Genomic DNA, 24,271 nt, shown 5'->3' with positions numbered 1-24,271 from the left:
CTACACCCTCGCCCGATGTGCCGCGGGCGTTATTTCTTCTTCATTATTTCCTCGGCCAGACTGGCCGGAACCTTCTCGTAGTGGTCGAACTGCATGGTGAAGGTGGCCCGGCCTTGCGACTTGGAGCGCAGGTCCGTGGCGTACCCGAACATGGCGGACAGGGGCACGTGGGCGGTGATGATCTGGGCTCCGGCCCGGGAATCCATCTTGGCGATGCGGCCGCGACGGCCGTTTAAGTCGCCCATGACGTCGCCCATGTACTCTTCCGGCGTGACCACTTCGACGGCCATGATCGGCTCGAGCAGCACAGGGCCGGCTTTTTGTACGGCTTCCTTGAAGCACTGCGAGGCGCAGATGAAAAACGCCTGCTCCGACGAGTCGACTTCATGGAAGGAGCCGAAGACCAGCTTGGCCCGGATGTCGACCAGGGGGAAGCCGGCGATGACGCCGCCCTTCATGGCATTCTGAATGCCTTTGTCAACGGCCGGGATGTATTCCTTGGGGATGACGCCGCCGACGATGTCGTTGACGAATTCGTAGCCGCCGTCTTCCTTCGGTTCGATCTCGAGCACCACGTGGCCGTACTGGCCGCGGCCGCCGGTCTGCTTGACGTAGCGCAGATCGTTTTTGAGCGGCTTGGTGATGGTCTCGCGGTAGGCGACCTGGGGCGCGCCCACGTTGGCGTTGACGCCGAACTCGCGCATCAGGCGGTCAACGATGATCTCCAGGTGCAACTCGCCCATGCCGGCGATCAGGGTCTGGCCGGAGTCCTCGTCGGTCTTGACCCGGAAGGACGGATCCTCCTTGGTCAGCTTGCCAAGGGCCTGGGACAGCTGGTCGCGGTCGGCCTTGGTCTTGGGCTCGATGGCCACTTCGATGACCGGCTCGGGAATGTCCAGGGACTCCAGGGCGACCGGGCGGTTTTCCGCGCACAGGGTGTCGCCGGTGGAGGTGATCTTCATGCCGACGGCGGCCACGATGTCGCCGGCTTCGGCTTCCTTTATCTCTTCACGCTTGTTGGCGTGCATCTTGAGCAGACGGCCGACGCGCTCCTTTTTCCCGGTGTTGGAGTTGAGCACGGTCATGCCCGACTCGATCCGGCCGGAATAGAGGCGCAAAAACGTCAGGTGGCCGATGAAGGGGTCGCTCATGAGCTTGAAGGCCAGAGCGGCCAGCGGCTGCTTGGGATCGCAGTCGCACACGATCTCCCGCTCCTTGTTGTCCGGATCGCGCCCGACCATGGCCGGGATGTCGACCGGGGACGGCAGGAAGTCCACCACCGCGTCGAGCAGGGGCTGCACGCCCTTGTTCTTGAAGGCGGACCCGCACAAGACCGGGCAGATGGCCAGGCTGATGGTCGCCTTGCGGATGCCGGCGATGAGCTCGTCGGGAGTCAGTTCCTCGCCGCCGAGGTACTTCTCCATCAGGGCCTCGTCTTCCTCGGCAATGGCTTCGAGCATCTGGTGGCGCAGGTCTTCATAGACGTCGAGCAGGTCCTCGGGAATGTCCTTGTAGACATAGTCCCGGCCCTGGCTTTCGGTGTCGAAGTAGACGGCCTTGCCCTGGATCATGTCCACGATGCCCTGGAAGTTCTCCTCGTTGCCGATGGGGATCTGCAGGGGCACGGGCTTGGCGCCGAGGCGGTCGCGGATCATGTCCACGCACCGGAAGAAGTCGGCGCCGGTCCGGTCCATCTTGTTGACGAAGCTCATGCGGGGAACGCGGTACCGCTCGGCCTGGCGCCAGACCGTCTCGGACTGGGGCTCGACGCCGGAAACAGCGTCAAAGACCGCGACTGCCCCGTCGAGGACACGCAGGGAACGCTCCACCTCGATGGTAAAATCCACGTGACCGGGCGTGTCGATGATGTTGATACGGTGGTCGCGCCAGTAGCAGGTGGTGGCAGCCGAGGTGATCGTGATGCCCCGCTCCTGTTCCTGGACCATCCAGTCCATGGTGGCTTGGCCGTCATGGACTTCGCCTATCTTGTGCGACACCCCGGTGTAAAAGAGAATACGTTCGGTGGTGGTCGTCTTTCCGGCATCGATGTGAGCCATGATGCCGATATTGCGTTGCCGCTCAATGGGTACTGTCTTAGACACGACGCTATCCTTGTGCGACTACCACCGGTAGTGGGCAAACGCTTTGTTCGCGTCCGCCATACGGTGCGTATCCTCTTTCTTTTTCACGGCCCCGCCGCGATTGTGATAGGCGTCCAGCAGTTCGCCCGACAATTTGTCCGCCATGCCTTTTTCGCCGCGCGCCCGGGCGATCCCGACCAGCCAGCGCAGGGCCAACGTGAGCTGCCGCTCAGGCCGGACTTCCATGGGCACCTGGTAGGTGGCGCCGCCGACCCGGCGGGGCTTGACTTCCATGTGCGGCTTGACGTTGGCAATGGCCTTTTCGAAGGCCTTCAAGGGGTCTTCGCCCGACTTTTCAGCCAGGACGTCCACGGCCTGGTAGAAAATACCTTCGGCCACGCCTTTGTTGCCATCATACATGAGGCGGTTGATGAACTTCGTCACCAGATGGCTGCCAAACTTCGGGTCGGGCAGCACCGACCTCTTGGAAACTGGGCCTTTACGCGGCATACGCGTCCTCTCCTTGCACCGAAATTACTTGGGCCGCTTGGCGCCGTACTTGGAACGGCCCTGGCGACGATCGGACACGCCGGCGGTATCGAGCGTGCCGCGGATGATATGGTACCGGACACCGGGAAGGTCTTTCACACGGCCGCCCCGGATCATCACCACGGAGTGTTCCTGCAGGTTGTGGCCTTCGCCCGGGATGTAGGACGTCACCTCGATGCCATTGGTGAGGCGCACGCGGGCGACCTTGCGCAAGGCCGAGTTGGGCTTTTTGGGCGTGGTGGTGTACACGCGGGTGCACACGCCCCGACGCTGCGGGCAGGCCTGCAGGGCGGGCGTCTTGCGGCGCTTGGCCACCTGGGCCCGTTCCTTGCGGATAAGTTGATTGATCGTGGGCATAGCCGTCTCCGTTCAAGAAAATCATAGTGTATGGCAAAGACAGAGGCATATAGACCCATTAAAATGCCGTGTCAAGCGGCAATGGGCAGGCCGAAAAAAAAACGAGCCCTCCCACCCGGTGCGGGCGGGAGGGCTTGATCTGTTACCCTAGTTGCCGACGTTTGTCAGCCTAGAATGTGTTTGGCAGCCTAGAAAGTGAAGCGGAGGGCCGCATGGCCGCCCCAGGCGTCCAGGCCGTGGCTGTCGAAGCCGATCCGCTGGTAGCGGCCGGTGACTTCCAGGGCCATGTTCGGGGTGAAGGCCACGGTGAAGCCGATGTCGGCCGGGACCGTCAGATTGGCCTCGCTGCCGCGCCCGCCGTTGGAGTAGTACGGGATGCGGTCGCTCGAGAACAGGCCGCCGATACCGGTGCCGATGAAGAAGGCCGCCGTATCGGTGCGGACCGGGTAGTACCTGACCAGGCCGTTGAAGCCGAAGGCCCAGGGGTTCTGGGAGTAGCCGTCGCTGCGCACCACGTGGTAGAGCGCGTTGCCGGACGGGGTGCTGCGGCTGATCTTCTTCTGGTCGAACGAATAGGCCAGGGCCTCGGCGCCGATCGACAGGCCGTCGATGATGAAGTAGCCGCCGCTGCCGCCAAAGGTGATGATCGAATTCACGGCCTTCTGGCCGGTCCCGTACACGCCGAATTCAGGCTGCACGTAGAACGTGCCCGCTTCGCCGATGGCGAAGGAGCGGGCCGGCAAAGCCGCCAAGCCGATGCACACCGCCATCAGAAGCACCAGGATCTTTTGCAGTTGCGCCTTCATGGCCTTCCTCCTTGCAATCTCGTCGTTTCGCGTTTTCCGTTGGCGATACGTCCAGGCCCGTCTGGGGTGACCCCCCGGGACCCCGGGGTCCGGCGCGTCTGGAGCACAACATAAGTCGCCTTCGGTCCTTGACCAGGGGCGGGGCCCGCATTTCCTCCCTCGGAAGGGAAGCCCCGCCGGACAACTTTCCTGTAACCCCAATAGCAGACCGGGATACGGGGTGCAAGCGGTCTCGACGGCTCCGGATATCTTGCGGTCGCCTTCCCCTTCCGCTATCGTTGTTGCCATAGCCACGATCCAGGGAGGACGCCATGGACGAAAAAAAGCCGTTCGGCGTGGATATGGAAGAACAGCTTGCCGCGTACAAGGCCAGGATCGAGCAGGTCCGGGCTTCGGCCCGGGAAAAGGGGCCGGACTATTTCGACCGCTGGGCCGGCGACCTCGAACACCTGCTCGAAAAATACGACAAGGCCCGCTACAAGCTGACCCTGCTGCGAAAAGGCGGCGAAGGGGCCCTGGCCGAGCTCAAGGAAGGGTTTGACAGCGCCCTGGCCGATCTGAAGGCCGCCCTGGCCCGGGCCAGGGAAAAGTTCTAAGCCCGCCTGGCCGGGCTAGAAGCCCGGCCAGGCTCCCCAAAACCGCCCCGCTTCCCAGACGATGACCGCCAGCCAGAAGAGGATGGCCATGCCGGCCGCGGCCGCGGCCATGTCCTTTATGGCCTTTATCCGCCGGTCCTCCTTGTTGGCGAGCAGATCGCACACCCCTTCGATGGCCGAATTGATGAGCTCGGCCGCCAGCATCTGGCCCGTGGCCACCAGGACCAGGGCGAAATTCAGCCACGACCCGCCAAGGGCGAAGGCCGCCAGCACCAGGCCCGAGACCGCCACCTTCCAGGCCACGCTGGCGTCGTAGACCACGGCGAAGCGCAGTCCCGAAAGGACCACCAGGACCTTGCGCCAGGGGTTCCAGCCCGGTTCCCCGGTCCCCAGAAACTTGTTGCGCATCCCCCCTCCTTGTCCCGTCTCGCCACAGCCCTACCCGAGCGGCAGCCCGGCCGCAATCCCGGGCCGACGCCGGGGCACGGATCCTGGGCGGCCACGCAAAAAAAAGGCGGCCCCCGGGAGCCGCCTTGGATATTTCCTGGCCGGCCGGCCCGGCCGTCAGGCCTCCACGGACAGGCCGGAGCCCTGGGACGTGTCGCTTCCCGTCGTTTCCTGGCTGGCGTACCGGCCTGCGCCGTAGCGGCTGGAGGCGTACTGGCCGACGAGATCGGACAGGCCCTGCCCCTTTTGCAGGGACGAGCCGAAAGCCTGGCCGTCGGCGGTGGCGGAAAAGGGGATCTCCTTGGTGCTTTGGCTGACGATATTGCCGTCCGGGTCGGTGACGGTGGTCGTCTCCTCGATGCCTTCGGAGGTGAAGGTCATGGTCACGGTGGTGGTGTTGTCGCTGCTTGACGAGCCCGACGAACCGGAGGACGCGGTGGACGCGGACGTGCCCGTGGACGCGGACGCCAGGTCCGTGCCCGTGGGCGAGCCCGTGGCGCCGGTTGTGGCCGCCGTGCCGGCCGTCACCGTGGTGGTGGAGGCAATCAGGTTGCCGTCGGCGTCGTAACTGGCGCTTTCGGTCACCGACCCGCCGTCCGGCCCGTTTCGGGTCATGGTGCTGGTCATGGTGCCGTCGGCGGCCGTCACTTCGGTGCCGGAAGCCAGGACGGTTCCGTCGTCGCCGGTCAGGGTGTTGGCGCCCGTAAAGCCGTCGTCGGTATTTTCCCCGGTGACGGTGCGGGTGGTGGTCCGGCCATCGGGCATGGTCCGGGTGAAGGTCGAGGTGAACGACCCGTCGGCGTTTTTGGTGGTGTCTTCGGTCCCGACGACGTTGCCGTCGGCATCGGTCATGGTGGCCGTGATCGAGGTCGAACCGTCGTCGTTTTCCGTTTCCGTGGCGCTCCGGGTCAGGCCGGCGCCCTCCCCGCCTTCCATGGGCGGCGGGGGCGGCGGCGCCGGGGCGTTCCCGGTCGCGGCGTCCGAAGAACCCGAGGCGCTCGACGCACCGAGCGTCAGCGAGCCGGTCGACATGTCGTAGGACAGGCTGCCGTTGCCGGCCAGGAGTGCTGTCAGGATGTCGCTAAAGCTGCCGGCCGCGCTCGAGGAGGAGGACGACCCGGAAGAAGTTGCCGCTGTCTGGTCCGTGGAATCGCTGCCAAGGGACAGCAGGCTCGACATCGCCGAGTCGGAGCCGGTGGCGGACGACTGGTTGGCGTAACTGGCGAGCAACTGCTGCAGCCAGTCGTTGCTCCCGGTTTGCCCGATGGATTGCACGCTCATGCCAAACCTCCCGGGGGGCGGAAATTTTTGCCGGGCGAGACGCTCCCCAGGGAGGGTATGGCAAGGGCCATGCCGTTTTGGCGGAAGAAACGGCCGACGCGGCGGGCGTCAGTCGGTTACAAGCAAAGGAGATGCCATGAAAAAAGCCCGGCCGGGCAGAGCGCCGGCCGGGGAGTAAGCGGGAGGCAATCGGATCGGGGCTCTGCTCCGATCCCGGGGAAGGAAGATGCCTCCGGCGGCCGGGGGGGATTTTCCAGCCCCCCCGGACCCCCTGGGCGGGAGTTGGGGAAGCGGGTGGCAGGGGTGGTCTTTGGCGACGGGGCGAGGTTAAGAACAGATAACGGACAAGAGGCGAAAAGCCCGCCGCGCGTCCGGCCATACGGCCACCCCATTCGGGTGGGTCCGGGAGGGGGTGACCCCCTCCCGGCCGCCGGAGGCATCTTCTTCCCCTCGGGGCGGCGCGTCGCCCGGCCTTAGCCGCCGAGGTAGGCCTTTTTCACTTCCGGATCGTGCTTGAGTTCCTCGGCCGTGCCCGAGGCCTTGATCTCGCCGGTGTCGAGGACGTAGCCCCGGTGGGCGAAATTGAGCGCCACCTTGGCGTTCTGTTCGATCAGGAGAATGGTCAGTCCGAGCTCGTTCAATTTCTTGAGCGTGCGAAACATCTCGTACATGAGCAGCGGCGCGAGGCCCATGCTCGGCTCGTCGAGGAGGATGAAGTCGCAGCCCGTCATGATGGCCCGCCCCACGGCCAGCATCTGCTGCTCGCCGCCGGAGAGGGACTCGCTGCGCTGCTTCTTGCGCTCGGACAGGCGCGGGAAAAGCGACAAGACCCGGTCGAGGTCCCGGGCGATGATGTCGTCCCCGTCCTTGCGGGCGTAGGTGGCCAGCACCAGGTTCTCCATGACCGTCAGGTTGCCGAAGATGCGCCGGCCTTCCGGAGAGAGATCCATGTGGAGCTTTCGGACCACGTCGTGGGGCTCCATGCCGAGGATGGAGGCGCCTTCGTACAGGATGTCCCCTTCCACCACCTTGGGCGCTTCGGGAGGGGGCAGGCGCATGATGGACAGGAGCGTTGTGGTCTTGCCCGCGCCGTTGGCCCCGATAAGGGTCACGATCTCCCCCCGGTTCACATGGAAGGAGATGCCGTGCAGGGCCTCGATGTTGCCGTACTTGACCCGGAGGTTGGAAACGGAGAGCAGCATCAGATTGTATCGTCTCCCAGGTAGGCTTTGATGACCTCGGGGTTGTTCTGGATGGCCGTCGGCGTGCCTTCGGCGATGGTGGCCCCGAAATCGATGACTTTGATCCACGAACACAGGCTCATGACCACGTCCATCTGGTGCTCGATCATCCAGATGGCCAGGCCGTAGTCCTTATGGATGTCGCCGATAAGCCGGATCAGCCCCTCGACATCGGAGGAGTTTAAGCCCGCCGCCGGTTCGTCGAGCATCAAAAGGGCGGGCTTTATGGACAGGGCCCGGGCGATCTCCACCAGCCGCTGCACGCCGTAGGGCAGGTTTTTCGGGAATTCCCCGGCCACGTCCCGAAGCCCGAGGCGCGAGAGGACCTCCATGGCGTGGTCCTCGATGTCGCGCTCGCGCTTCATGTAGCGCGGGGTGCGCAGGAAACAGTCGAAAATACCGTAGCCAAGGGCGTGGTGCTGGGCGATGCGGATGTTGTCGAGCACCGTCATGTCGAACCACAGCCGGATGTTCTGGAAGGTGCGGGCGATGCCCCGGGCGGTCACTTCGTGGGGCTTTAAGCCCTTGATGGACCGGCCCTTGAAAAGGATCTCCCCCCGCGTCGGCGTGTAAAAGCCGCTTATGAGGTTGAAGACCGTGGTCTTGCCCGCGCCGTTTGGGCCGATAAGCGCCACGACCTGGCCCTCGTCAAGGGCCACTGAAAACTCCGACACGGCGCACAGCCCGCCGAAGTACTGGGTCATTTCATTTACGTCCAGCAGCGCCACGGCCTACCCCTTGAACTTGTAGAATTTTCGCAGTCCCGGGAACACGTCGGACAGTTCCCGCCGGCCCATGATGCCCTCCGGCCGAAACTGCATCAGAAGGACGAGCAGAAGCGGGATCAGCACCCACTTCCAGACCTGCGTCACCTCGTAGGAATCCGGGATGACGGAGACGAAGTGCAAAAAGGAGTTGATGAACCCGAAGGCGTCCCGCAGGTATTCGATCAGAAGCGTCATGAGGATGGCGGCCAGGACCGAGCCCGAAAGCGAGCCCATGCCGCCCAGATAGACCATGACCATGATTTCGGTGGATTTGAGGATCGTAAACGTGCCGGGGTTCACGTAGCCGAGGATGTGGGCGAAAAGCCCGCCGGCAAGGCCCGCCAGGCCGCAGGAGACCATGAAGGCCACCAGCTTCACGTGGTTTGTGTTCACGCTCATGATCTCGGCCGCGATCTCGTCCTGGGCGATGGCGTCCACGCCCTTGCCGAAGGTCGAGTAGATGAAGCGGCGGATCAGCCACACGGAAAAGACCGTGCCGACAAAGACCCAGATCATGATCCAGGGCAGGTCGGCCGTGGCGGTCATGGCGGACATGACGCCGCCCATGCCCATGAACCCCCGGGCCCCGCCGATGATGCCGATGTTCTCGATGGTCGATTTGACGATGTAGGCGGCGGCGATGGTGATGATGGCCAGATAGTCGCCCCGGGTCTTAAAGGACGGAATGGCGACGAGAAGCCCCACCACCGAGGCGGCCAGGGCCCCGGCCAAAAGGATCACCGGGAACAGCCACACCGCCAGATCCGGCGGCAGAAGCGGTCCGCCAAAGGCCGCGCTCTTGGTGAAAAGGGCCACGGACAAGACCGAGGAGACGTAGGCGCCAACGGCCATGAAGCCGGCATGGCCGCAGGAAAACTCGCCCATGTTGCCGTTTATGATGTTGAGGCTCGACGACAGGATGATGTTGATGCCCATGAACATGATCACGGACTGCCAGTAGACGTTCAACACTCCGGTCATGCTGACCCAGAGAAGCACTCCGAGCAGGACGGCCAGCAGGACGGGAACGGTCAGGCGCTTCATCGGTATCCCCCTTGCCGGCCCTAGATTTTGGTCCGCCGGGCCACGCCGAAAAGTCCGGTGGGCCTGATGGACAGGATGAGGAGCAGGATCGAAAACGCGATGAGATCCCGGTAGGTGGACGGGAAAAAGGCCACCACCATGATCTCCACGAACCCGAGCAGAAAGCCGCCGGCAAAGGCCCCGGCAATGGAGCCGATGCCGCCGACCACGGCCGCGATGAAGGCCTTCCATCCGATCAGCGCCCCCATGTAGGGGTCGATGACCGGATAGGTCATGGCGAAAAAGAGGCCGGCCAGACCGGCGAACCCGGAACCGAGAACAAAGGTGAAGACGATGACCGTGTCGACAGGAATGCCCATCAGGGGCACGGCGAAGTGGTCATAAGAGATGGCCCGCATGGCCATGCCGATCTTGGTCCGGGTGACGATGAAATGGAGCAGCAGAAAGGACAGGATGGCCACGCCGATGACCATGAGCTTGATGTTGGTGAAGCTGACGCCCGCCACCTCGAAGACCTTGGTCGGGATGAGGGTGGGAAAGCTTTTGCGGCTGGCCCCGAGCAGGGCCAGGTTGCCGTTTTCCAGGATCAGCCCGCACATAAGCGCCGTGATGACGACGTAGAGGCGGTTGACCCCCTTGCGCCGCAGCGGCCGGTAGGCGATGCGCTCGAGCGTCACGCCGACCGCGGCGGTCAGGATCATGGTCAGCGGCACGGCCAAGGTCAGGACCAGCCAGCCGGGCAGCCCCGGAATGGCCCCGAACTTGCCGAGGAAAAAGGCGCACACGAAAAAGGCGATATAGGCCCCGACCATGAAGATGTCGCCGTGGGCGAAGTTTATGAGCAGGAGCACGCCGTAGACCAGGCAGTAGCCAAGCGCGATCAGGGAGTAGAAACTTCCCCACTGCAGGGCGTTCAAAAGATTTTGCAAAAGACTTTGCAGCAACGGAAGACCCCCTTGGCGCTACGGTTTCCCCGCCCGGCCGCAAACGGCCAGGCTGTCTGGCCTGGATGCTCGGGTTTGCAGCCGGCTTCCCCGGTCGGGGGGAAGCCGGCTGGTCGCGCCGGCCGCACGGCCAGCGCGTTCAGGACGGTGCCTAGGGACAAACGGACTTGTAGAAGGCGAACTTGCCGGCGTCGTCGATCTTGACGATGACGGCGCACTTGATCGGGTCGTGGGCCCCGGTCGCCGGGTAGGACATGTCGCCGGTGATGCCTTCGAACTTCTTGATGCCGGCCATGGCCTTGGTCAGGGCCTCGCGGTCCTTGGCCATGTCGCCGGACAGGGCGCCCATGGACTGGATGGCCGACAGCATCAGGTTGGCGCCGTCCCAGGTCAGGGCGGCCACGTCGTCGGGGGTCTTCTTGTAGAGCTTGGTGTACTCGTCGATGAACTCCTTGGTCTTGCCCTTGGCGCCGGCGGCGGCGTAGTGGGTGACGAAGAAGTTGCCCTTGCAGTCGTCGCCGCAAAGGCCCATCAGGTCGCCGGAGCCCCAGGAGTCGCTGCCGAGCACGGGCTTGTTGAAACCCATGGACTTGGCCTGCTTCACGATGAGCGGGACCTCGTTGTAGTACTGGGGAACGAAAAGGACGTCCGCGCCGGACTTGGCGATATTGGTCAGCTGGGCGGAAAAGTCGACGTCCTTGGTGGTGAAGGTCTCGAAGGCCACGACCGAGCCGGGGCCGTTGATCTTCTCGAAGGCGGCCTTGAAGTCCTCGGCCAGGCCCTTGGGATAGTCGGAGGCGATGTCGTAGAGGACCGCGGCCTTCTTGGCCTTGAACTCTTCGGTCGCGAACTTGGCGGCCGTCGGGCCCTGGAAGGTGTCGAGGAAGCAGCCGCGGAAGACGTAGGGCCGGTCCTTGGTGGTGTTGGGGTTGGTGGACCAGGGGGCCATCATCGGGGTCTTCAGGTCATTGGCGGCTTCGCCGGCCGGCACGGCCTGCTTGCTCGACTGGGGGCCGACCATGCCGAGGACGCCGTCCTGGGTGATGAGCTTTCTGGCCGCGGACAGGGCGGATTCGGCCTTGGACTCGTTGTCCTCGTAGATGAACTCCACCTTGTACTTCTTGCCGCCAACATCGAGGCCGCCCGCGTCATTGATCTTTTTCTTGAGCATTTCCGCGGCGTTCTTCGACGATTCGCCGACATCCGGAATGTCGCCGGTCAACGGGATGTTAAATCCCAGTTTGATGGTGTCCGCCGCGCGGGCCGGAGCAGCCATGCCGAGAATCAGAAAAAGGGCAATCAGCCAGGACCTTTTCATGCACGCCTCCTGTTTGCAGTCAATTTCAAGCACTTACACAAGGACTTCAGGTTCAGAGGCAATACCTCAACTTGCCGCCAAAGGGAATCCCCCCGGCCGGGCCAAACCACATTTTTGTGAATCGGCCAGCCCGGGCGGCGTGCGGTCCGCCCGGGCGCAATCATTGGACAATCTAGGCCAGGGCGTCGGCCAGGGCGGTCAGCGGCAGGTCGCAGGCCTCGGCCACGCCGGCGAAGGTCAGCTTGCCGGCAACGGTGTTGAGGCCAAGGGCCAGGGAGCAGTCCTCGCGCAGGGCGTCCAGGCCCTTGGCCGCGAGCCTGAGGGCATAAGGCAGGGTCTGGTTGCAAAGCGCGTAGGTCGAGGTGCGGGGCACGGCGCCGGGCATGTTGGCCACGCCGTAGTGGACCACGCCGTCGATGACGTAGGTCGGGGCGGCGTGGGTGGTGGCCTTGATGGTCTCCACGCAGCCGCCCTGGTCCACGGCCACGTCCACGATGACCGAGCCTTCCTTCATGGTCGGCAGCATGTCCCGGGTGACCAGATGCGGGGCCTTGGCCCCGGGAATCAGCACCGCGCCGATCAGGAGGTCGGCGTAGGTGACGGCCTTGCGGATATTGGCCTCGTTACTGGCCATGGTCACGATGCGGCCCTGGTAGATGTCGTCCAGGTACTGGAGGCGGGCGTGGTTGACGTCCAGGACCGTCACCTGGGCGCCCATGCCGACGGCCAGCTTGCAGGCGTTGGACCCGACCACGCCGGCGCCGACCACCACCACCGAGGCTTGCGGCACGCCCGGCACGCCGCCAAGGAGCACGCCCCGGCCGCCCTGGGACTTTTCCAGGGCGTGGGCCCCGACCTGGGGCGCCATGCGGCCGGCCACTTCGCTCATGGGCACCAAGAGCGGCAGGGTGCCGTCCGGGAGCTGCACGGTTTCGTAGGCCACGCCGGTGGTGCCCGAAGCCAGCAGCGCGTCGGTCAGCGGCCGGTCGGCGGCCAGGTGCAAATAGGTGAAAAGAAGCAGGCCCTTTCGCAGGTACTGGTACTCGCTGGCAATCGGTTCCTTGACTTTGATCACCATGTCCGCGCCCCAGGCCCCGGCCGCATCGACCATTTTGGCCCCGGCCGCGGCGTACTGCTCGTCGGACAGGCCAGATCCCAGGCCCGCGCCGGCCTCGACCAGCACAGTGTGCCCCCGGCGGGCCAGCGACGCGACCGCCCCCGGGGTCATGGCGACACGATTTTCCAGCGTTTTGATTTCCTTGGGGATACCAATGATCATGAGCGCACCTCGTTGGGAACGATTTCTAAAGTTGGGCTTCCCTTCGGCCAAGGCGCGCTCGAAGCGGGGGCGCGCTCGGAAAGGTGGGTCCAACGTAAATGATTTTGCGGAAAATGACAATATTGTCCGAATAATATTTGGCGGGACCGGGTTGGCGTCAAAAACCGTTCTGGGTTATGGCCTTTTCCCCGTCGTTTCCCGCAAACGGCGATTCCACACAAAGGATACCCCCATGGTCGCAACCGCCCGACTCTGCATCACCTGCCCCGACCGGCCCGGCATCGTCTCGGCCGTGACCACGTTTCTCTATACCCACGGCGCCAACATCATCGATCTGGACCAGCATTCCACCGACCCCGAGGGCGGAACGTTCTTCCTGCGCCTGGAGTTCTACACGCCCTATATGGATGTTTCCCGCAGCGCCCTGGAGGCGGCTTTCGGCGAAGTGGTCGGGGGCCGGTTCTCCATGGACTGGCGGCTGTCGTATTCCGACGAGCCCAAGCGGGCGGCGCTGTTCGTGTCGCGCCACGACCACTGCCTGATGGAGCTCTTGTGGCGGTTCGCCCGCAAAGAGCTGCCCTGCGACATCGCCATGGTGGTCAGCAACCATGAGGACCTGCGGGCCAGCGTCGAGGGCTTCGGCGTGCCGTTTCATGCGGTGCCGGTGGGGGACGGGGGCATGGCCGAGGCCGAGGCCAAGATGGCCGAGCTTTTGGGCGACAATACGGACCTCATCGTCCTGGCCCGGTACATGCGGATCCTGTCCGGGGATTTCCTGCGGCCCTACGAGCACCGGGTGATAAACATCCACCACTCGTTTTTGCCGGCCTTCGTCGGGGCCGATCCCTACCGCCAGGCCCACGAAAAGGGGGTCAAGCTGATCGGGGCCACGGCCCACTACGTCACGGCCGAACTCGACGCCGGCCCGATCATCGAGCAGGACACGGCGCGGGTGACGCACCGCTTTTCCGTGGCCGACCTCAAGGCCACAGGCAGCGATCTCGAACGCAACGTCCTGGCCCGGGCCGTCAAATGGCACCTGGAGGACCGGGTGATCGTGTTCGGCAACAAGACCGTGGTGTTCCGCTAGCCGCACAAGGGCCGGGCGAGCGGGGGCCAGGAGCGAAAGGGAAGCCTCCGGCGGCCAAAGGGCTGGCGCCCTTTGGAATCCCGCAGAGGGGACGGACCGCCCGGATGTCCGGAAGAGCGTTGCCGGCGCCGGTCTGCCGCGACTGCCCGCGCTCGATGCGGCGGCGCCCGGCGGTCAGGCCGGGTCGGCCGGCGGGGCCGGGGCCGCCCTGGCCGCCTTTTCGGCCGCCCGCTTGAGCTTGGCGGCGATGATGAAGCCCGGGTTTATCGCCAGGCACCGGTCGGCCTCGACCACGGCCTCGGCGAAATTCCCCCTCTCGAAGTGGATGCGGCCGAGGTTGAAGTGCAGGTTCTCGTCGGCCTCGGAGGCGGCCAGGGCCTTTTCGTAGTAGGCCCGGGCCATGTCGAGGAGCCCGTGCTTGCGCATGCGGATGCCGAACTCGTTGAAGAGAAACTTGTTCTCCGGACCGAAGGCCAGGTCCAGGGACATGATCTTCTCGAAGATCTCCCGGGCCTCCTCCATCTTGCCGGCCGTGAGATAGGCGTTACCAAGGCCAAAGATGGCCCGCAGGTTCTCGGCGTCGTAGGCGAGCGCCTTCCCGAACGCGGCCTCGGCCTTGTCCGTGCGCCCGGCCTCCAGATGCTTCTCCCCCTTGGCCAGCTCGGCCAGCATCGCCTCCATCCGGGGCTTGACCTGATTGTAATAGATGAGCGGCTCGGGCTTGTAACGCTCGAAAAATTCCGCCTCCGCCACCACGGTCTTCTCGCCGCTTGGCACGCTGTTGGCGTTCAGGGCCTGGACCTGGATGCCGGATTCGGGTGTTTTTTCCGCGTAATAGTAGAGGATCCGCTCGCTTTCCGTGGTGGTGCCGCCAAAGCCGGTCTTGTAGGACTCCCGCAGGGAAACCGCCACCGCGAACCGGTCGGTGCGAAACGTCTGCGCCATGACCTTCCTCCATCCCCTGCCGCGCCCGGGCCTTTGCAGCGGCCACGCCTTGTACCACTTTTGGCCGCCAAACGCACCCCGGCCCGGGCACCCGGGCCGCATCGTCCCGCCGGCCGCCATCACAGCCGGGACACGGCCGGGCCATGGCCGGAATATTCCGGAAGACCGGTAAGCATTCCAGGTTGAAACACGGGAAAGGAACATTTTTCCCTTGCCAGCCTATCGGGGTTTCGCTATTTTTTTGCATCTTCGCCAAAGCCGCAAGGCTTCCCGCGCCTGGAACGGAACGGCGCCTGCGGACTTTCGCGAACGACTCGCCTCTGGAGTTGCAAGAGAGTGCGCGCCGACCGTTTTACACCGCCTCGATGCCAAAACCGACGGATGCACTCCAACTATCGGGCCATTCCGGCCGCACGGCCGATGGAATCGTCCTGGGAAGGAGCGTAGCCGGCGGTTTGTTGTCCGACGGACCTCCGTAGACGCTTCGTGTTCGCACTGACGTCAACCGCTTGGGAGTCCGTGTCTCATGTCCAAGAACATCTACGTTGGCAACCTGCCTTTCCGCACCACAGAGGACAGCGTGCGCGACCTGTTCGCCCGCTATGGCGAAGTCCAATCCGTCAAACTGATCTCCGACCGCGAAACCGGCAAACCGCGCGGCTTCGGATTCGTGGAGATGGACGACGACGCCGCCGCCGACGAGGCCATCAAGTCCCTGGACGGGGCCGATTTCGAGGGCCGCAACCTCAAGGTCAACGAGGCCAAGCCCCGCGAGGCCCGGCCTCCCCGCCGCCAGGCCTGGTAGACCGCCCCCGAACCGTCTTTCCCCCGGGGCCGCCTTTTCCAGGCGGCCCCGGGACTTTTTTTCTCCGCGACTGGCCTATATCTTGCTTCTTCTTCCCGATCCCTGCGGAGGCATGCATGCACGTCAAATTTCTGATCATCGGCGCCGGGCCGACCGGCCTTGGCGCGGCCTGGCGGCTGGCCGGGCACGGCGAAAACGACTTCCTGGTCCTCGAGCGCCACGCCCACGTCGGCGGCCTGGCCGCCAGCTTCACCGACCGGGCCGGGTTCACCTGGGACGTGGGCGGCCACGTGGTCTTTTCCCACTACGGCCTCTTCGACCGGCTTTTGGACGAGCTTTTGGGCGAGGCGGTCCTGCGCCACCAGCGCGAGTCCTGGATCCGGGTGGCCGGCACCTTCGTGCCCTACCCCTTCCAGAACAACATCCGCCGCCTGCCCCCCGAGCTGGCCTGGGAGTGCGTGGAGGGCCTGCTGGCCGCCGGCCGCGACGCCGCCGCCGGGGTCCATCCGGACGCGCCGGCCCACTTCCGGGCCTGGATCGACCGGGTGTTCGGCCCGGGCATCGCCCGGCTCTTCATGGTGCCCTACAATTTCAAGGTCTGGGCCCACCCGGCCGAGGCCATGTCCCACCGCTGGATCGGCGAGCGGGTGTCCGTGGTCGATGCCGGCCGGGTGATCAAGAACATCATCTTCGGCGCGGACGACGTGGCCTGGGGCCCCAATAACACCTTCTCCTTTCCGCTTCGCGGCGGCACGGGCGAGATCTTCCGCCGCCTGGCCGCCCGGTTCGCCGACCGCATCCGCCTCGGCGCGGCCGTCGTCTCCATCGACCCGGCCGCCAAAACCGTGTGCACCGCCTCGGGGGAGACCATCACCTACGGCCGGCTCCTCTCGACCGGGCCCCTGGACCGGCTGGTGGCCGACCAGCTCGTCGGGGCCCCCCCGGCCCTTATCGAAGCGGCGGGCCGCCTCAAGCACAACGGTGCCTTCATCCACGGCCTCGGCTTCGACGGGGCCCCGCCCGACTCCCGGTGCTGGATGTATTTCCCGGAGAGCGACTGCCCCTTTTACCGGGTGACCAACTTCCACAACTACTCGCCCTTCAATACCCCGGACCCGGACGGCATGCGGCCAAGGCTTCGGGCCCTCATGACCGAGACCAGCTTTTCCGGCTACAAGCCCGAGGACCCGGCCACCCTCCTCGACCGGACCGTGGCCGGCCTGGCCGCCACCACGCTGACCGCCCCGGACGACGCCGGCCGGCTGGTTTCCACCTGGGAGATGGCCGTGGACTACGCCTACCCCATCCCCTGCCTGGAACGCGACGCCGCCCTCGGCCTCATCCAGCCGGCCCTGGAGGCCATGGGCATCTTTTCCCGGGGCCGGTTCGGCGGCTGGAAGTACGAGGTCGGCAACATGGACCATTCGCTCATGCAGGGCGTGGAGTGGGCCGACCGGATGGTGGCCGGCTCGCGGGAAACGGTCTACACCCTGTGACCCGGCCGGGGCCGGCCGGTTGACGGACGCCGCCCGATCTGAAACACCACCGGCCATGGGCGGCACTGCCCGACCCAGGGAACCAAACGCCGGAACGGACAAGGAGCGGGCGGACATCGTGACCACGACCATGGACCAGGACATTTTCGCAGCCCGGCGCGACCGGCTGCGGCAGCGGCTTTCGGCGATGGGCCACCAGGCCCTCCTCGTCACCCACGCGGCCAACCGGTTCTATCTTTCCGGCTTCGAGCTGCACGATCCCCAGTGCAACGAATCGGCCGGCTGCCTCGTCGTGGCGGAAAACGGCCGGGACGCCCTTTTCACCGACTCCCGCTACCGCGACGCGGCCCTTCGCCTGTGGCCCGAGGCCGACCTTTGCATCTACGGCAGCGGCCGGTTCGCCACCATCGCCGATTTTCTCCGGGAACGGGGCCTCGTCCATCTGGCCTTCGAGGCCGCGTCCATGCCCTTCGAAACCCACGCCCACCTGTCGGCCCACATCGGCCTGACCCCGGTCCGGCAGGCCGTGGAGCCCCTGCGGCTCATCAAGGACGCGGCCGAGATCGAGCGCATGCGCCGCTCGGCCGCGGTCAACCACGCGGTCATGGAGCGCCTGCCGGACGTGCTCGTGCCCGGCCGGACCGAGGCCGAGGCGGCCTGGGAGATCGAAAAGCTCTTCCGGGAGTTCGGGGCCAGCGAGCTGGCCTTCGCCCCCATCGTGGCCGTCGACGCCAACGCGGCCCTGCCCCACGCCATCCCGGGCCGGACGGTCATCACCGACGGCTGCCTGGTCCTGGTCGATGTCGGCGGCCGGCGCGACGACTACTGCTCGGACCAGACCCGCACGGTCTGGGTGGGGAAAAATCCGCCGGACCGGTTCCTGACCATGCTCGACCGGGTCAAGCGGGCCCAAGCCGCGGCCCTGGCCGGCCTGCGCCCGGGCCTGCCGTTTCGTGCCGCCCACGCCCTGGCCCGACAGGTCTTCGAGGCCGAAGGCGTGGCCGCGCATTTCACCCACTCCCTCGGCCACGGCGTGGGCCTCGAGACCCACGAGGGCCCAAGCCTCAATCCGGCCGCCGACGGGACGCTTGCCCCCGGCATGGTGGTGACGGTGGAGCCGGGGCTCTACTATCCGGAATGGGGCGGGGCGCGGTGGGAGCACATGGCCCTCATTACCGAAGACGGCTGCGAGACCCTGTGAGGCGGCGTCCCCGGCGGCAGCCGCCCTACGTCCCGCCCCGGACCTCGGCCCGGCTCTACGTGCGCCTTTTGCCGCGCCACGTGGCCATGCTGCGGTTTCTGCTCGAGGCCGAGGACAACCTGGCCCTGCCGACCGTGGTCGACCGGTTCGCGGCCGTGGTGCGCCTGACCTATGCCCCGGACGCGGCCGGCCGGGTGGAGGGCTTTGTCCGGGACCTGGCCGCCGTCTGTCCGGAAGCGGCCGTCTGCCTGCGGCCGGCCGATTTCGGGGTTGCCAACCGTTCCCCGCTTGTCTAAGTACGGCCAGGATCCTTGCGAGGTTTGCTGGACTCGGGGCGCGCCCGCCGCGCACCCTCCACCCACAACCGGGAACCTGCCCATGCCCAGCACCGCCCAAAGGCCCCGCATCCTGCTGGTGGACGACAACGCCGACAATCTGGCGCTCATGCGCCTGTTTCTCGGCGGCCCCTACCGGACGGACAACGCGGAAAACGGCCGCGAGGCCGTGGCCCTGTTCGCGGCCGCGCCCTACGACCTCGTCTTCATGGATCTGGAAATGCCGGTCATGGACGGCTACGAGGCCACCCGGGCCATGCGGGCCATGGAACGCGGCCGGCCCGGGCCGCCCGTTCCCATCCTGGCCCTGACGGCCTACGGCCTGGACGAATTCCGCCTGCGGTGCGAGGCGGCCGGGTGCACGGACTTCCTGGTCAAGCCCGTGGGCAAGGCCCTGGTGCTCGACACCGTGGCCCGGCATCTGGGGGAAAACGCCCCCCGGACGAGGCCGGCCCCGCAACCGCCGGTCTCGCTCCAGGCGGCCGACAGGCCGGACGCGGACATGCTGCGGCCGCTGTTGCCGCTTTTTTTCGCCACGGCCGGCGAAACCCTGGATACGGCCCGGCGGGCCCTGCAAGCCGAGGATCTGGAAGTGGTGCGGGCCCAGGGCCACAAGCTCAAGGGGGCGGCCCTGTCCTACGGATTCGCCGACCTCGGCCAGGCGGCCAGGACCCTGGAACTGGCCGGCGGCCAGGGCGATGCCGCGGCGGCGGCCACCTGCATGGCCCTGGCCCGGGAACTCCTGGCCCGGGCCCAAAGAGGCTTCGCCGGCTGAGGTGGACGGATCAGCCGGCGGCCGTGCCGATCAGGGCGGCGGTCTTTTCGAGGAGCCGGGCCGCGCCGAAAGGCTTTTCCAGCACCGCGTCCGCTCCGAAGATGGTGGCATGGTCCAGCAGGTCCAGGCCGATCTTGGCCGAACCGCCGGATATGGCCATGACCTTGCAGGACTGGCACTGGTCGCGCAGCACTTGGAGCACCTCCAGGCCGTCCATCTCGGGCATGAAGATATCGAGCACCACCAGGTCCACGGGCTGCCCGGCCAGGGCCGACATGGCCAGCCGCCCGTCCGCCGCCTCGATCACGGCATAGCCCGCTCCCTCCAGATACAGGCGAATCAGCGCACGGATGCTCGGGTCGTCGTCCACGACCAGTACGGTTTTCACGGGGCGGCCTCCCGGAACGGTTTGCACGGCATGGGGTTTTCGAAAAGGAAACCGATACTTTTATTGATAGACTGCCACGACAACGGCGTCAACAATCCCCCGCCTCCTTCGAAGGACAGGGGATGCCGGTCGCCCGGCCGCGTCGGGCTCAGGCGAAATCGTACATGTCGAGGAGCTTGCCGTCGCGGCCGACGAGCAGCGGGTCGATCATGTTCTTGCCCCGGGAATCGCCGCTTTCCATGGACAGCCGCCGGCCGTCGTAGGCCAGACCCGTGACGACGGCTTCCTCGCAGTAGAGGTCCGAAAGGCGGTCCACCTGGAGGACGAGCTTGTCCGGGTCAAAGGGGCCGGTGAAATCGGGCAGGGAAAAAACCATCTCGCCCTTGTCCACGGACCCGAGCAGACAAAGCACCTCGTCCTCGCCGAGCCGGCCGAGGTAGTCCCCGAGCTGCGGCCGGGTCTCGAGCACCGGGATGCCGACCGAGGAGAGGGTCGACGCCTCGCCGTCCGCCCGGACGGCAAGCGTCAGGCCGTGCTCGTAGGACGAGCCGGTCCGGTGGTAGAATTTGTCGACCGAAAGCCAGCCCCGCCAGAGAAGGCCCAGGTCCTCGGCATATTTTCCGGCCAGCCGTTCGTCGAAATAGAGCACGCCCCGAAAGCAGTTGCCGGCAAAGTAGGGGGTGTTGTTCTTGCCCCAACAGTGGCGGTAGATCTTCTGCACAAAGGCCCGCGGCAGCGAGGAGACGATGATCTGGTCGATGTCGCCTTGGGTGGTGATGTAAAGAGCCATATCCGTGCCTTCCCCCGGGATGTTGCGTGGTTGCTGCGGCAGTGTAGCCGGCCGCCGGATTTTCGGCAAGTCGCCGGGATCCCGTGGCGGCCCTGGGCGTGAAACCGGCTAGAGCCCGAAAAAACGCCGGGCGTTGTCGCCGGTCGCCTGCCAGACGGCGGCCACGTCGCGGCCCGTGAGTTCGGCCACCCGGGCGGCGGTGAAGGCCAGGTAGGCCGGCTCGTTGCGCTTGCCGCGCCAGGGCTCGGGCGAGAGAAAGGGCGCGTCGGTCTCAAGGAGCACCCGGCCGAGGTCCATGGCCGCCACGGCTGCGGCCAGATCGGTGTTCTTGGGATAGGTGACGGGTCCCGGAATGGAAACCTGCCACCCCCGGGACAGGACCTCCCGGGCCAGGTCGGCCCCGCCGCCGAAACAGTGCCACACCAGGGGCCGGTCCCGAAACCCCAGGTCGTCCAGGACCGAGAGGGTGTCGGCCTCGGCCTCCCGGCTGTGGATGGCCACGGGAACGTCGAGGGACCGGGCCAGGGCCAGCTGGTCGCCAAGGACCTGCCGCTGCACGGCCTTGGTCTCCTGGTCCCAGTAATAGTCGAGCCCGATCTCGCCCATGGCCCGCAGCCGCGGCTCGGCGCGAAAGGCCGCCTCCAGGGCCGGCAGGTCGCCGGGCGCGGCCTTGGCCGCATCGCAGGGATGGATGCCGCACAGGAAAAAGACCTCGGGCCGGTCGTCGAAATACTGCCGGTGGGCGGCAAAGGCCGCCGGCCCCAGAAACACGTTCCCCACCCGGGCCACGCCGGCCGCTGCCGCCCGGTCGAGGACCGGTCCGATCTCGCCGGCCTCGTATTCTCCCATGTCCAGGTGGGCGTGGCTCTCCACCCCCACCCGGGCCAGCCCCAGGCTGGCCGGATCCGGCCGTTCCCGTTTCTTTTTGGACACCTTGCTGCTCCCTTTCCGCACCATGGCGGCGGCCGCGTTGACGCCAGGGCACAGGCCACGTAGGAGGGCGGAAACCCGAGAAGGAGCCGCGCCCCTTGTTCCCCGGTCTGTTATCCCTGCCCCCGGGCCTGTCCGACTTCGGCCGCCTCGTGCTGACCTTCGGCATCCGGCTGGCCGCCTTTGTGGCCGCCTTTCTGGCGATCTCGGCCGTGCTCGGCCTCCTGCGCCGCCGGGGGGTCATTAGCCGCTCCCTGGGGGGGCTCGTCAAGTGGCTTGCCGGCCTCGGCCTCCTGTGGGGCCTGCACGGCAGCCTCGCGCCGCAGGCCCGGACCCAGGCCGAGCGGGCCTTCATCCTGCTCTCCCTGGCCATGGCCTGGATGGCCGGCGGCCACGCCGTGGATTTCCTCTACGCCAAGCTCCTGCCGGGCCGGGCCCTCGGCAAACCCGGCCGCCACATCCTCCAGGACCTGCTCAAGTTCTGCCTCCTGGCCGTGCTCCTGGGCCTGGCCCTCAGTCAGCTCTTCGACATCCAGCTCGGCTCGCTTTTGACCTCCTCGGCCATCCTCACGGCCGTCATCGGCCTGTCCATGCAGGACACCATCGGCAGCCTCTTTTCCGGACTTTTGCTCCAGATCGAAAAGCCCTTCCAGGAAGGCGACTGGATCCGGGTCGGGGACGTGGACGGCCAGGTGACGGAAGTGACCTGGCGCTACACCAAGGTCGTGACCGCCGACGGCAACGAGGCGCTGTTGCCGAACAACACCGTGGCCAAGGACCGGCTCGTCAACTACGACCGGCCCGACTCGACCCTGCGCCAAGTCCTCTACGTGCCGGCCCCCCTGGACGCCCCGCCGGTCAAGGTCAAGTCCGCCATCCTGACGGCCCTTGGCCGGGCCGAGGGCGTGGTCAAAAGCCCCGCGCCCGTGGCCCGGCTCCACGAGATCCAGGCCGACCGGCTCGTCTACGCCGCCTCCTATAGCGTCACGGGCTATGGCGGCCGGCTGCCCGCGGCCGACGCGGTCCTGTCCACGGTCTGGTACCAGTTCCTGGAGCGCGGCATCGAGATCCCGGCCCCGGCCCGCCGCCTGCTCAAGGGCAAACCGGCCGGCGAGGACGCGCCCGGCACCGACCTCGCCGCCCTGGCCGGCGTGGAACTGCTCGCCGGCATGGCCGAGGCGGACCTCGCCATGCTGGCCCGGGTGTCGGTGCCGCGCCGCTTCTCCCCGGGCCAGACCATCATGGCCAAGGGCGAGACCGGGACCACCATGTCGATCATCCTGTCCGGGCTCGTGGCCGTGGTCCTGGACGGCAAGGAGGTGGCCAGGCTGGCGCCGGGCCAGATCTTCGGCGAGATGGCGCTCTTGACCGGCGAGCCGCGCCAGGCCGACGTGCGGGCCGTGGAAACGACCCGGTGCCTGGAAGTGGACCGGGAGGCCTTCCGCATGGTCCTGTCGCGCAATCCCGAAATCGTGGACCGGGTGCGCGGCATCTTCGCCGCCCGGGCCGCCGCCAACCGCAGCGCCACCGCCCCCCAGGCCGTGGACGAGGCGACAACCCTGTTTGCCAGGTTCTGCAAGCTCTTTTTATGACGCACCCCTCCGACCACGCCGGCCCGTCCGGCCCAGGCGGCCACGCCGAACATACCGGCCGTCCCCTGCCGGCCGCCCTTGCCCTGGGTTTCGCCGGCACGGCGCTTACCTGCCTGCTTTTGCGGGAACACCTGCTCCTTTTTTGCGGCAACACCCTGGCCATGGCCGCGTCCCTGGCCGTGCTCCCCCTGGCCATGGCGGCCGGGACCGTCCTTGGCCGCCGCCGGCCGGCGGGCCGCGATCCGGCCGACCAGCTCGCCCCGCTCCTGGGGTTTCTCGCCCTGTGCCTGCCCGCCACCCTGGCCCTGGCGAGCCTTGTCCGGCCGGGTCTGGCCCGTCTGGCCGGCACGGCGCTCGCGCCCCTTGCCGTCCTCGGCTCGGGGCTGGTCGCCTTCCTGCCGGTGGGCCTTTGCCTCGGCATCGGCCTGGCCCTGGTGGCGGACGTGGCCGGACGCAAAGCCCCGGCCCCGGCCGCCCGGCTGCCCCTGCCCCTGGCCGTGCCCCTGGCCGGGGTTTTGGGCGCGCTCTTTGTCCAGTTCGTGGCCATCCCCAAGCTTTCGCCCCTAAACGCCTGTCTGGACATCGGCATCGGCTGCGCCGGGGCCGGGCTTCTCTGCGCGGCCGGGGCCCCGGGCGGGCGACGTCTGGAATCCTGGCTGTCGCTCTTGGCCCTGCTCTTCGTGCTGCTGCTGCCGGTCTCGGGACTCATTGACGCCAGGTTGCAGGCCTTTGCCTGGCAGTGCCCCATCGACGCCATTCCGGCCACGCCCCGGGCGGCCCAGGTCCTGGCCCGTCAGGAAGCGCCCGGCCGGCCGTCGCCGACCGGCCTGCCCACGGGGCTCGCCGTGGCCGCGCTCCTGGCCGGAGCCCTCGTGGCCCTGGGCGACCGGAAACGCCTGCCCGGCCTCTCCCCGGACGCGGCCCGGGCGGCCGCCGCCGGCCTGGCCGAAGCCGCCGCCTTGGTCGGCCTGCTGCTCCTCTACGACCTCTACGCCGGGGCCCTGTTCGTCCATCTCCCGGCCCTGGCCGCCGCCTTCCTGGCCGGCGAGACCCTGGGCGTGTGCCGGGGCCTGGGCCGCCGGGAACCGTCCGGCCTACCCGCCCCCGCCCTTGCCCCGCCATGCCCCGCCGCCCTGGCCGGCGCGGCCGCGGGCTGTGTCCTGGTGCCGCTCGTCTCGGCCCTCCTTTCCTAGCCCCCGCGACCGCACAACCGG

The 24,271-nt window shown here is 66.8% G+C and carries 25 protein-coding genes; 9 read left to right on the top strand and 16 right to left on the bottom strand.

Going from position 1 to position 24,271, the window contains the following annotated elements:
* Nucleotides 1-29 precede the first annotated feature (29 nt).
* The 4 genes from fusA to DFW101_RS15880 all read right to left on the bottom strand — a co-directional run bounded on the left by fusA (nt 30) and on the right by DFW101_RS15880 (nt 3,793).
* On the bottom strand, nt 30-2,102 hold the full coding sequence (gene fusA / locus DFW101_RS15895) for an elongation factor G (protein ID WP_009182548.1): 2,073 nt from the start codon (nt 2,100-2,102) through the stop codon (nt 30-32).
* Between the two features lie 18 nt (nt 2,103-2,120).
* Nucleotides 2,121-2,591 carry a 30S ribosomal protein S7 gene (gene rpsG / locus DFW101_RS15890; RefSeq protein WP_009110310.1) on the bottom strand — a complete coding sequence of 157 codons (471 nt, stop codon included), beginning with the start codon at nt 2,589-2,591 and terminating at the stop codon, nt 2,121-2,123.
* A gap of 24 nt (nt 2,592-2,615) precedes the next feature.
* Nucleotides 2,616-2,987, bottom strand: a complete 372-nt coding sequence (rpsL, locus tag DFW101_RS15885; protein WP_009110311.1) for a 30S ribosomal protein S12 — start codon at nt 2,985-2,987, stop codon at nt 2,616-2,618.
* Between the two features lie 188 nt (nt 2,988-3,175).
* Nucleotides 3,176-3,793: an outer membrane beta-barrel protein gene (locus DFW101_RS15880; protein ID WP_009182547.1), complete on the bottom strand. Its 618-nt coding sequence runs from the start codon at nt 3,791-3,793 to the stop codon at nt 3,176-3,178.
* Between the two features lie 311 nt (nt 3,794-4,104).
* Between DFW101_RS15880 and DFW101_RS15875 the strand changes: the two genes are divergently transcribed.
* Entirely contained in the window at nt 4,105-4,389 is a 285-nt protein-coding gene (locus tag DFW101_RS15875; RefSeq protein WP_043643001.1) for a sll1863 family stress response protein, read from the top strand.
* Between the two features lie 15 nt (nt 4,390-4,404).
* Here the strand turns inward: DFW101_RS15875 and DFW101_RS15870 are convergent, their stop codons facing one another.
* From DFW101_RS15870 to ald, 8 genes are all read right to left on the bottom strand, one after another.
* Nucleotides 4,405-4,797 (bottom strand): diacylglycerol kinase, encoded by a 393-nt coding sequence (locus DFW101_RS15870; RefSeq protein WP_009182546.1) that lies wholly within the window; start codon nt 4,795-4,797, stop codon nt 4,405-4,407.
* Between the two features lie 156 nt (nt 4,798-4,953).
* Entirely contained in the window at nt 4,954-6,117 is a 1,164-nt protein-coding gene (locus DFW101_RS15865) for a hypothetical protein (protein WP_009182545.1), read from the bottom strand.
* Nucleotides 6,118-6,590: 473 nt separating this feature from the next.
* Complete coding sequence (locus tag DFW101_RS15860) at nt 6,591-7,319, bottom strand: ABC transporter ATP-binding protein (RefSeq protein WP_009182544.1); 729 nt, start codon at nt 7,317-7,319, stop codon at nt 6,591-6,593.
* Nucleotides 7,319-8,086 carry an ABC transporter ATP-binding protein gene (locus DFW101_RS15855; RefSeq protein ID WP_009182543.1) on the bottom strand — a complete coding sequence of 256 codons (768 nt, stop codon included), beginning with the start codon at nt 8,084-8,086 and terminating at the stop codon, nt 7,319-7,321. Before DFW101_RS15855 ends, DFW101_RS15860 begins: the two co-directional genes overlap by 1 nt.
* A 3-nt stretch (nt 8,087-8,089) precedes the next feature.
* Complete coding sequence (locus DFW101_RS15850; protein WP_009182542.1) at nt 8,090-9,169, bottom strand: branched-chain amino acid ABC transporter permease; 1,080 nt, start codon at nt 9,167-9,169, stop codon at nt 8,090-8,092.
* A gap of 20 nt (nt 9,170-9,189) precedes the next feature.
* Nucleotides 9,190-10,113 (bottom strand): branched-chain amino acid ABC transporter permease, encoded by a 924-nt coding sequence (locus DFW101_RS15845; protein WP_009110318.1) that lies wholly within the window; start codon nt 10,111-10,113, stop codon nt 9,190-9,192.
* 151 nt (nt 10,114-10,264) lie between these two features.
* Complete coding sequence (locus DFW101_RS15840) at nt 10,265-11,431, bottom strand: ABC transporter substrate-binding protein (RefSeq protein WP_009182541.1); 1,167 nt, start codon at nt 11,429-11,431, stop codon at nt 10,265-10,267.
* Between the two features lie 172 nt (nt 11,432-11,603).
* Nucleotides 11,604-12,710: an alanine dehydrogenase gene (gene ald / locus DFW101_RS15835; protein ID WP_009182540.1), complete on the bottom strand. Its 1,107-nt coding sequence runs from the start codon at nt 12,708-12,710 to the stop codon at nt 11,604-11,606.
* A gap of 232 nt (nt 12,711-12,942) precedes the next feature.
* Between ald and purU the strand changes: the two genes are divergently transcribed.
* Nucleotides 12,943-13,800 carry a formyltetrahydrofolate deformylase gene (gene purU / locus DFW101_RS15830; protein ID WP_009182539.1) on the top strand — a complete coding sequence of 286 codons (858 nt, stop codon included), beginning with the start codon at nt 12,943-12,945 and terminating at the stop codon, nt 13,798-13,800.
* Nucleotides 13,801-13,974: 174 nt separating this feature from the next.
* Here purU and DFW101_RS15825 read toward each other — a convergent pair whose 3' ends face one another.
* Nucleotides 13,975-14,745, bottom strand: a complete 771-nt coding sequence (locus DFW101_RS15825) for a tetratricopeptide repeat protein (protein WP_009182538.1) — start codon at nt 14,743-14,745, stop codon at nt 13,975-13,977.
* Between the two features lie 526 nt (nt 14,746-15,271).
* Between DFW101_RS15825 and DFW101_RS15820 the strand changes: the two genes are divergently transcribed.
* From DFW101_RS15820 to DFW101_RS15800, 5 genes are all read left to right on the top strand, one after another.
* On the top strand, nt 15,272-15,550 hold the full coding sequence (locus tag DFW101_RS15820) for an RNA recognition motif domain-containing protein (RefSeq protein WP_009182537.1): 279 nt from the start codon (nt 15,272-15,274) through the stop codon (nt 15,548-15,550).
* Between the two features lie 116 nt (nt 15,551-15,666).
* The gene (locus tag DFW101_RS15815) at nt 15,667-17,046 is read left to right on the top strand and encodes a protoporphyrinogen/coproporphyrinogen oxidase (protein ID WP_009182536.1); all 1,380 of its coding nucleotides are present in this window, start codon (nt 15,667-15,669) and stop codon (nt 17,044-17,046) included.
* A 130-nt stretch (nt 17,047-17,176) separates the two neighbouring features.
* Nucleotides 17,177-18,247, top strand: a complete 1,071-nt coding sequence (locus DFW101_RS15810; protein WP_043642999.1) for a M24 family metallopeptidase — start codon at nt 17,177-17,179, stop codon at nt 18,245-18,247.
* A complete protein-coding gene (locus tag DFW101_RS15805; RefSeq protein WP_009182534.1) occupies nt 18,244-18,543 on the top strand; it encodes a DUF4911 domain-containing protein in 300 nt (99 codons plus the stop codon). The genes DFW101_RS15810 and DFW101_RS15805 overlap by 4 nt, the downstream gene beginning before the upstream one ends.
* An 82-nt stretch (nt 18,544-18,625) precedes the next feature.
* Nucleotides 18,626-19,357 carry a response regulator gene (locus tag DFW101_RS15800; RefSeq protein WP_009182533.1) on the top strand — a complete coding sequence of 244 codons (732 nt, stop codon included), beginning with the start codon at nt 18,626-18,628 and terminating at the stop codon, nt 19,355-19,357.
* Between the two features lie 10 nt (nt 19,358-19,367).
* On the opposite strand, the gene DFW101_RS15795 is transcribed toward DFW101_RS15800, so the two are convergent.
* From DFW101_RS15795 to DFW101_RS15785, 3 genes are all read right to left on the bottom strand, one after another.
* The gene (locus tag DFW101_RS15795) at nt 19,368-19,745 is read right to left on the bottom strand and encodes a response regulator transcription factor (protein ID WP_009182532.1); all 378 of its coding nucleotides are present in this window, start codon (nt 19,743-19,745) and stop codon (nt 19,368-19,370) included.
* Between the two features lie 148 nt (nt 19,746-19,893).
* On the bottom strand, nt 19,894-20,535 hold the full coding sequence (locus DFW101_RS15790) for a hypothetical protein (protein WP_009182531.1): 642 nt from the start codon (nt 20,533-20,535) through the stop codon (nt 19,894-19,896).
* Between the two features lie 108 nt (nt 20,536-20,643).
* Nucleotides 20,644-21,468, bottom strand: coding sequence for a TatD family hydrolase (locus DFW101_RS15785; protein ID WP_043642997.1), 825 nt, complete (start codon nt 21,466-21,468; stop codon nt 20,644-20,646).
* Nucleotides 21,469-21,563: 95 nt separating this feature from the next.
* Between DFW101_RS15785 and DFW101_RS15780 the strand changes: the two genes are divergently transcribed.
* A complete protein-coding gene (locus DFW101_RS15780) occupies nt 21,564-23,057 on the top strand; it encodes a mechanosensitive ion channel family protein (RefSeq protein ID WP_009182529.1) in 1,494 nt (497 codons plus the stop codon).
* Entirely contained in the window at nt 23,054-24,250 is a 1,197-nt protein-coding gene (locus DFW101_RS15775) for a hypothetical protein (RefSeq protein WP_009182528.1), read from the top strand. Before DFW101_RS15780 ends, DFW101_RS15775 begins: the two co-directional genes overlap by 4 nt.
* Nucleotides 24,251-24,271 lie beyond the last annotated feature (21 nt).

This window comes from Solidesulfovibrio carbinoliphilus subsp. oakridgensis (assembly GCF_000177215.2).
GTDB lineage: Bacteria > Desulfobacterota > Desulfovibrionia > Desulfovibrionales > Desulfovibrionaceae > Solidesulfovibrio > Solidesulfovibrio carbinoliphilus.
This window is presented reverse-complemented; position numbering and strand designations above follow the sequence as displayed.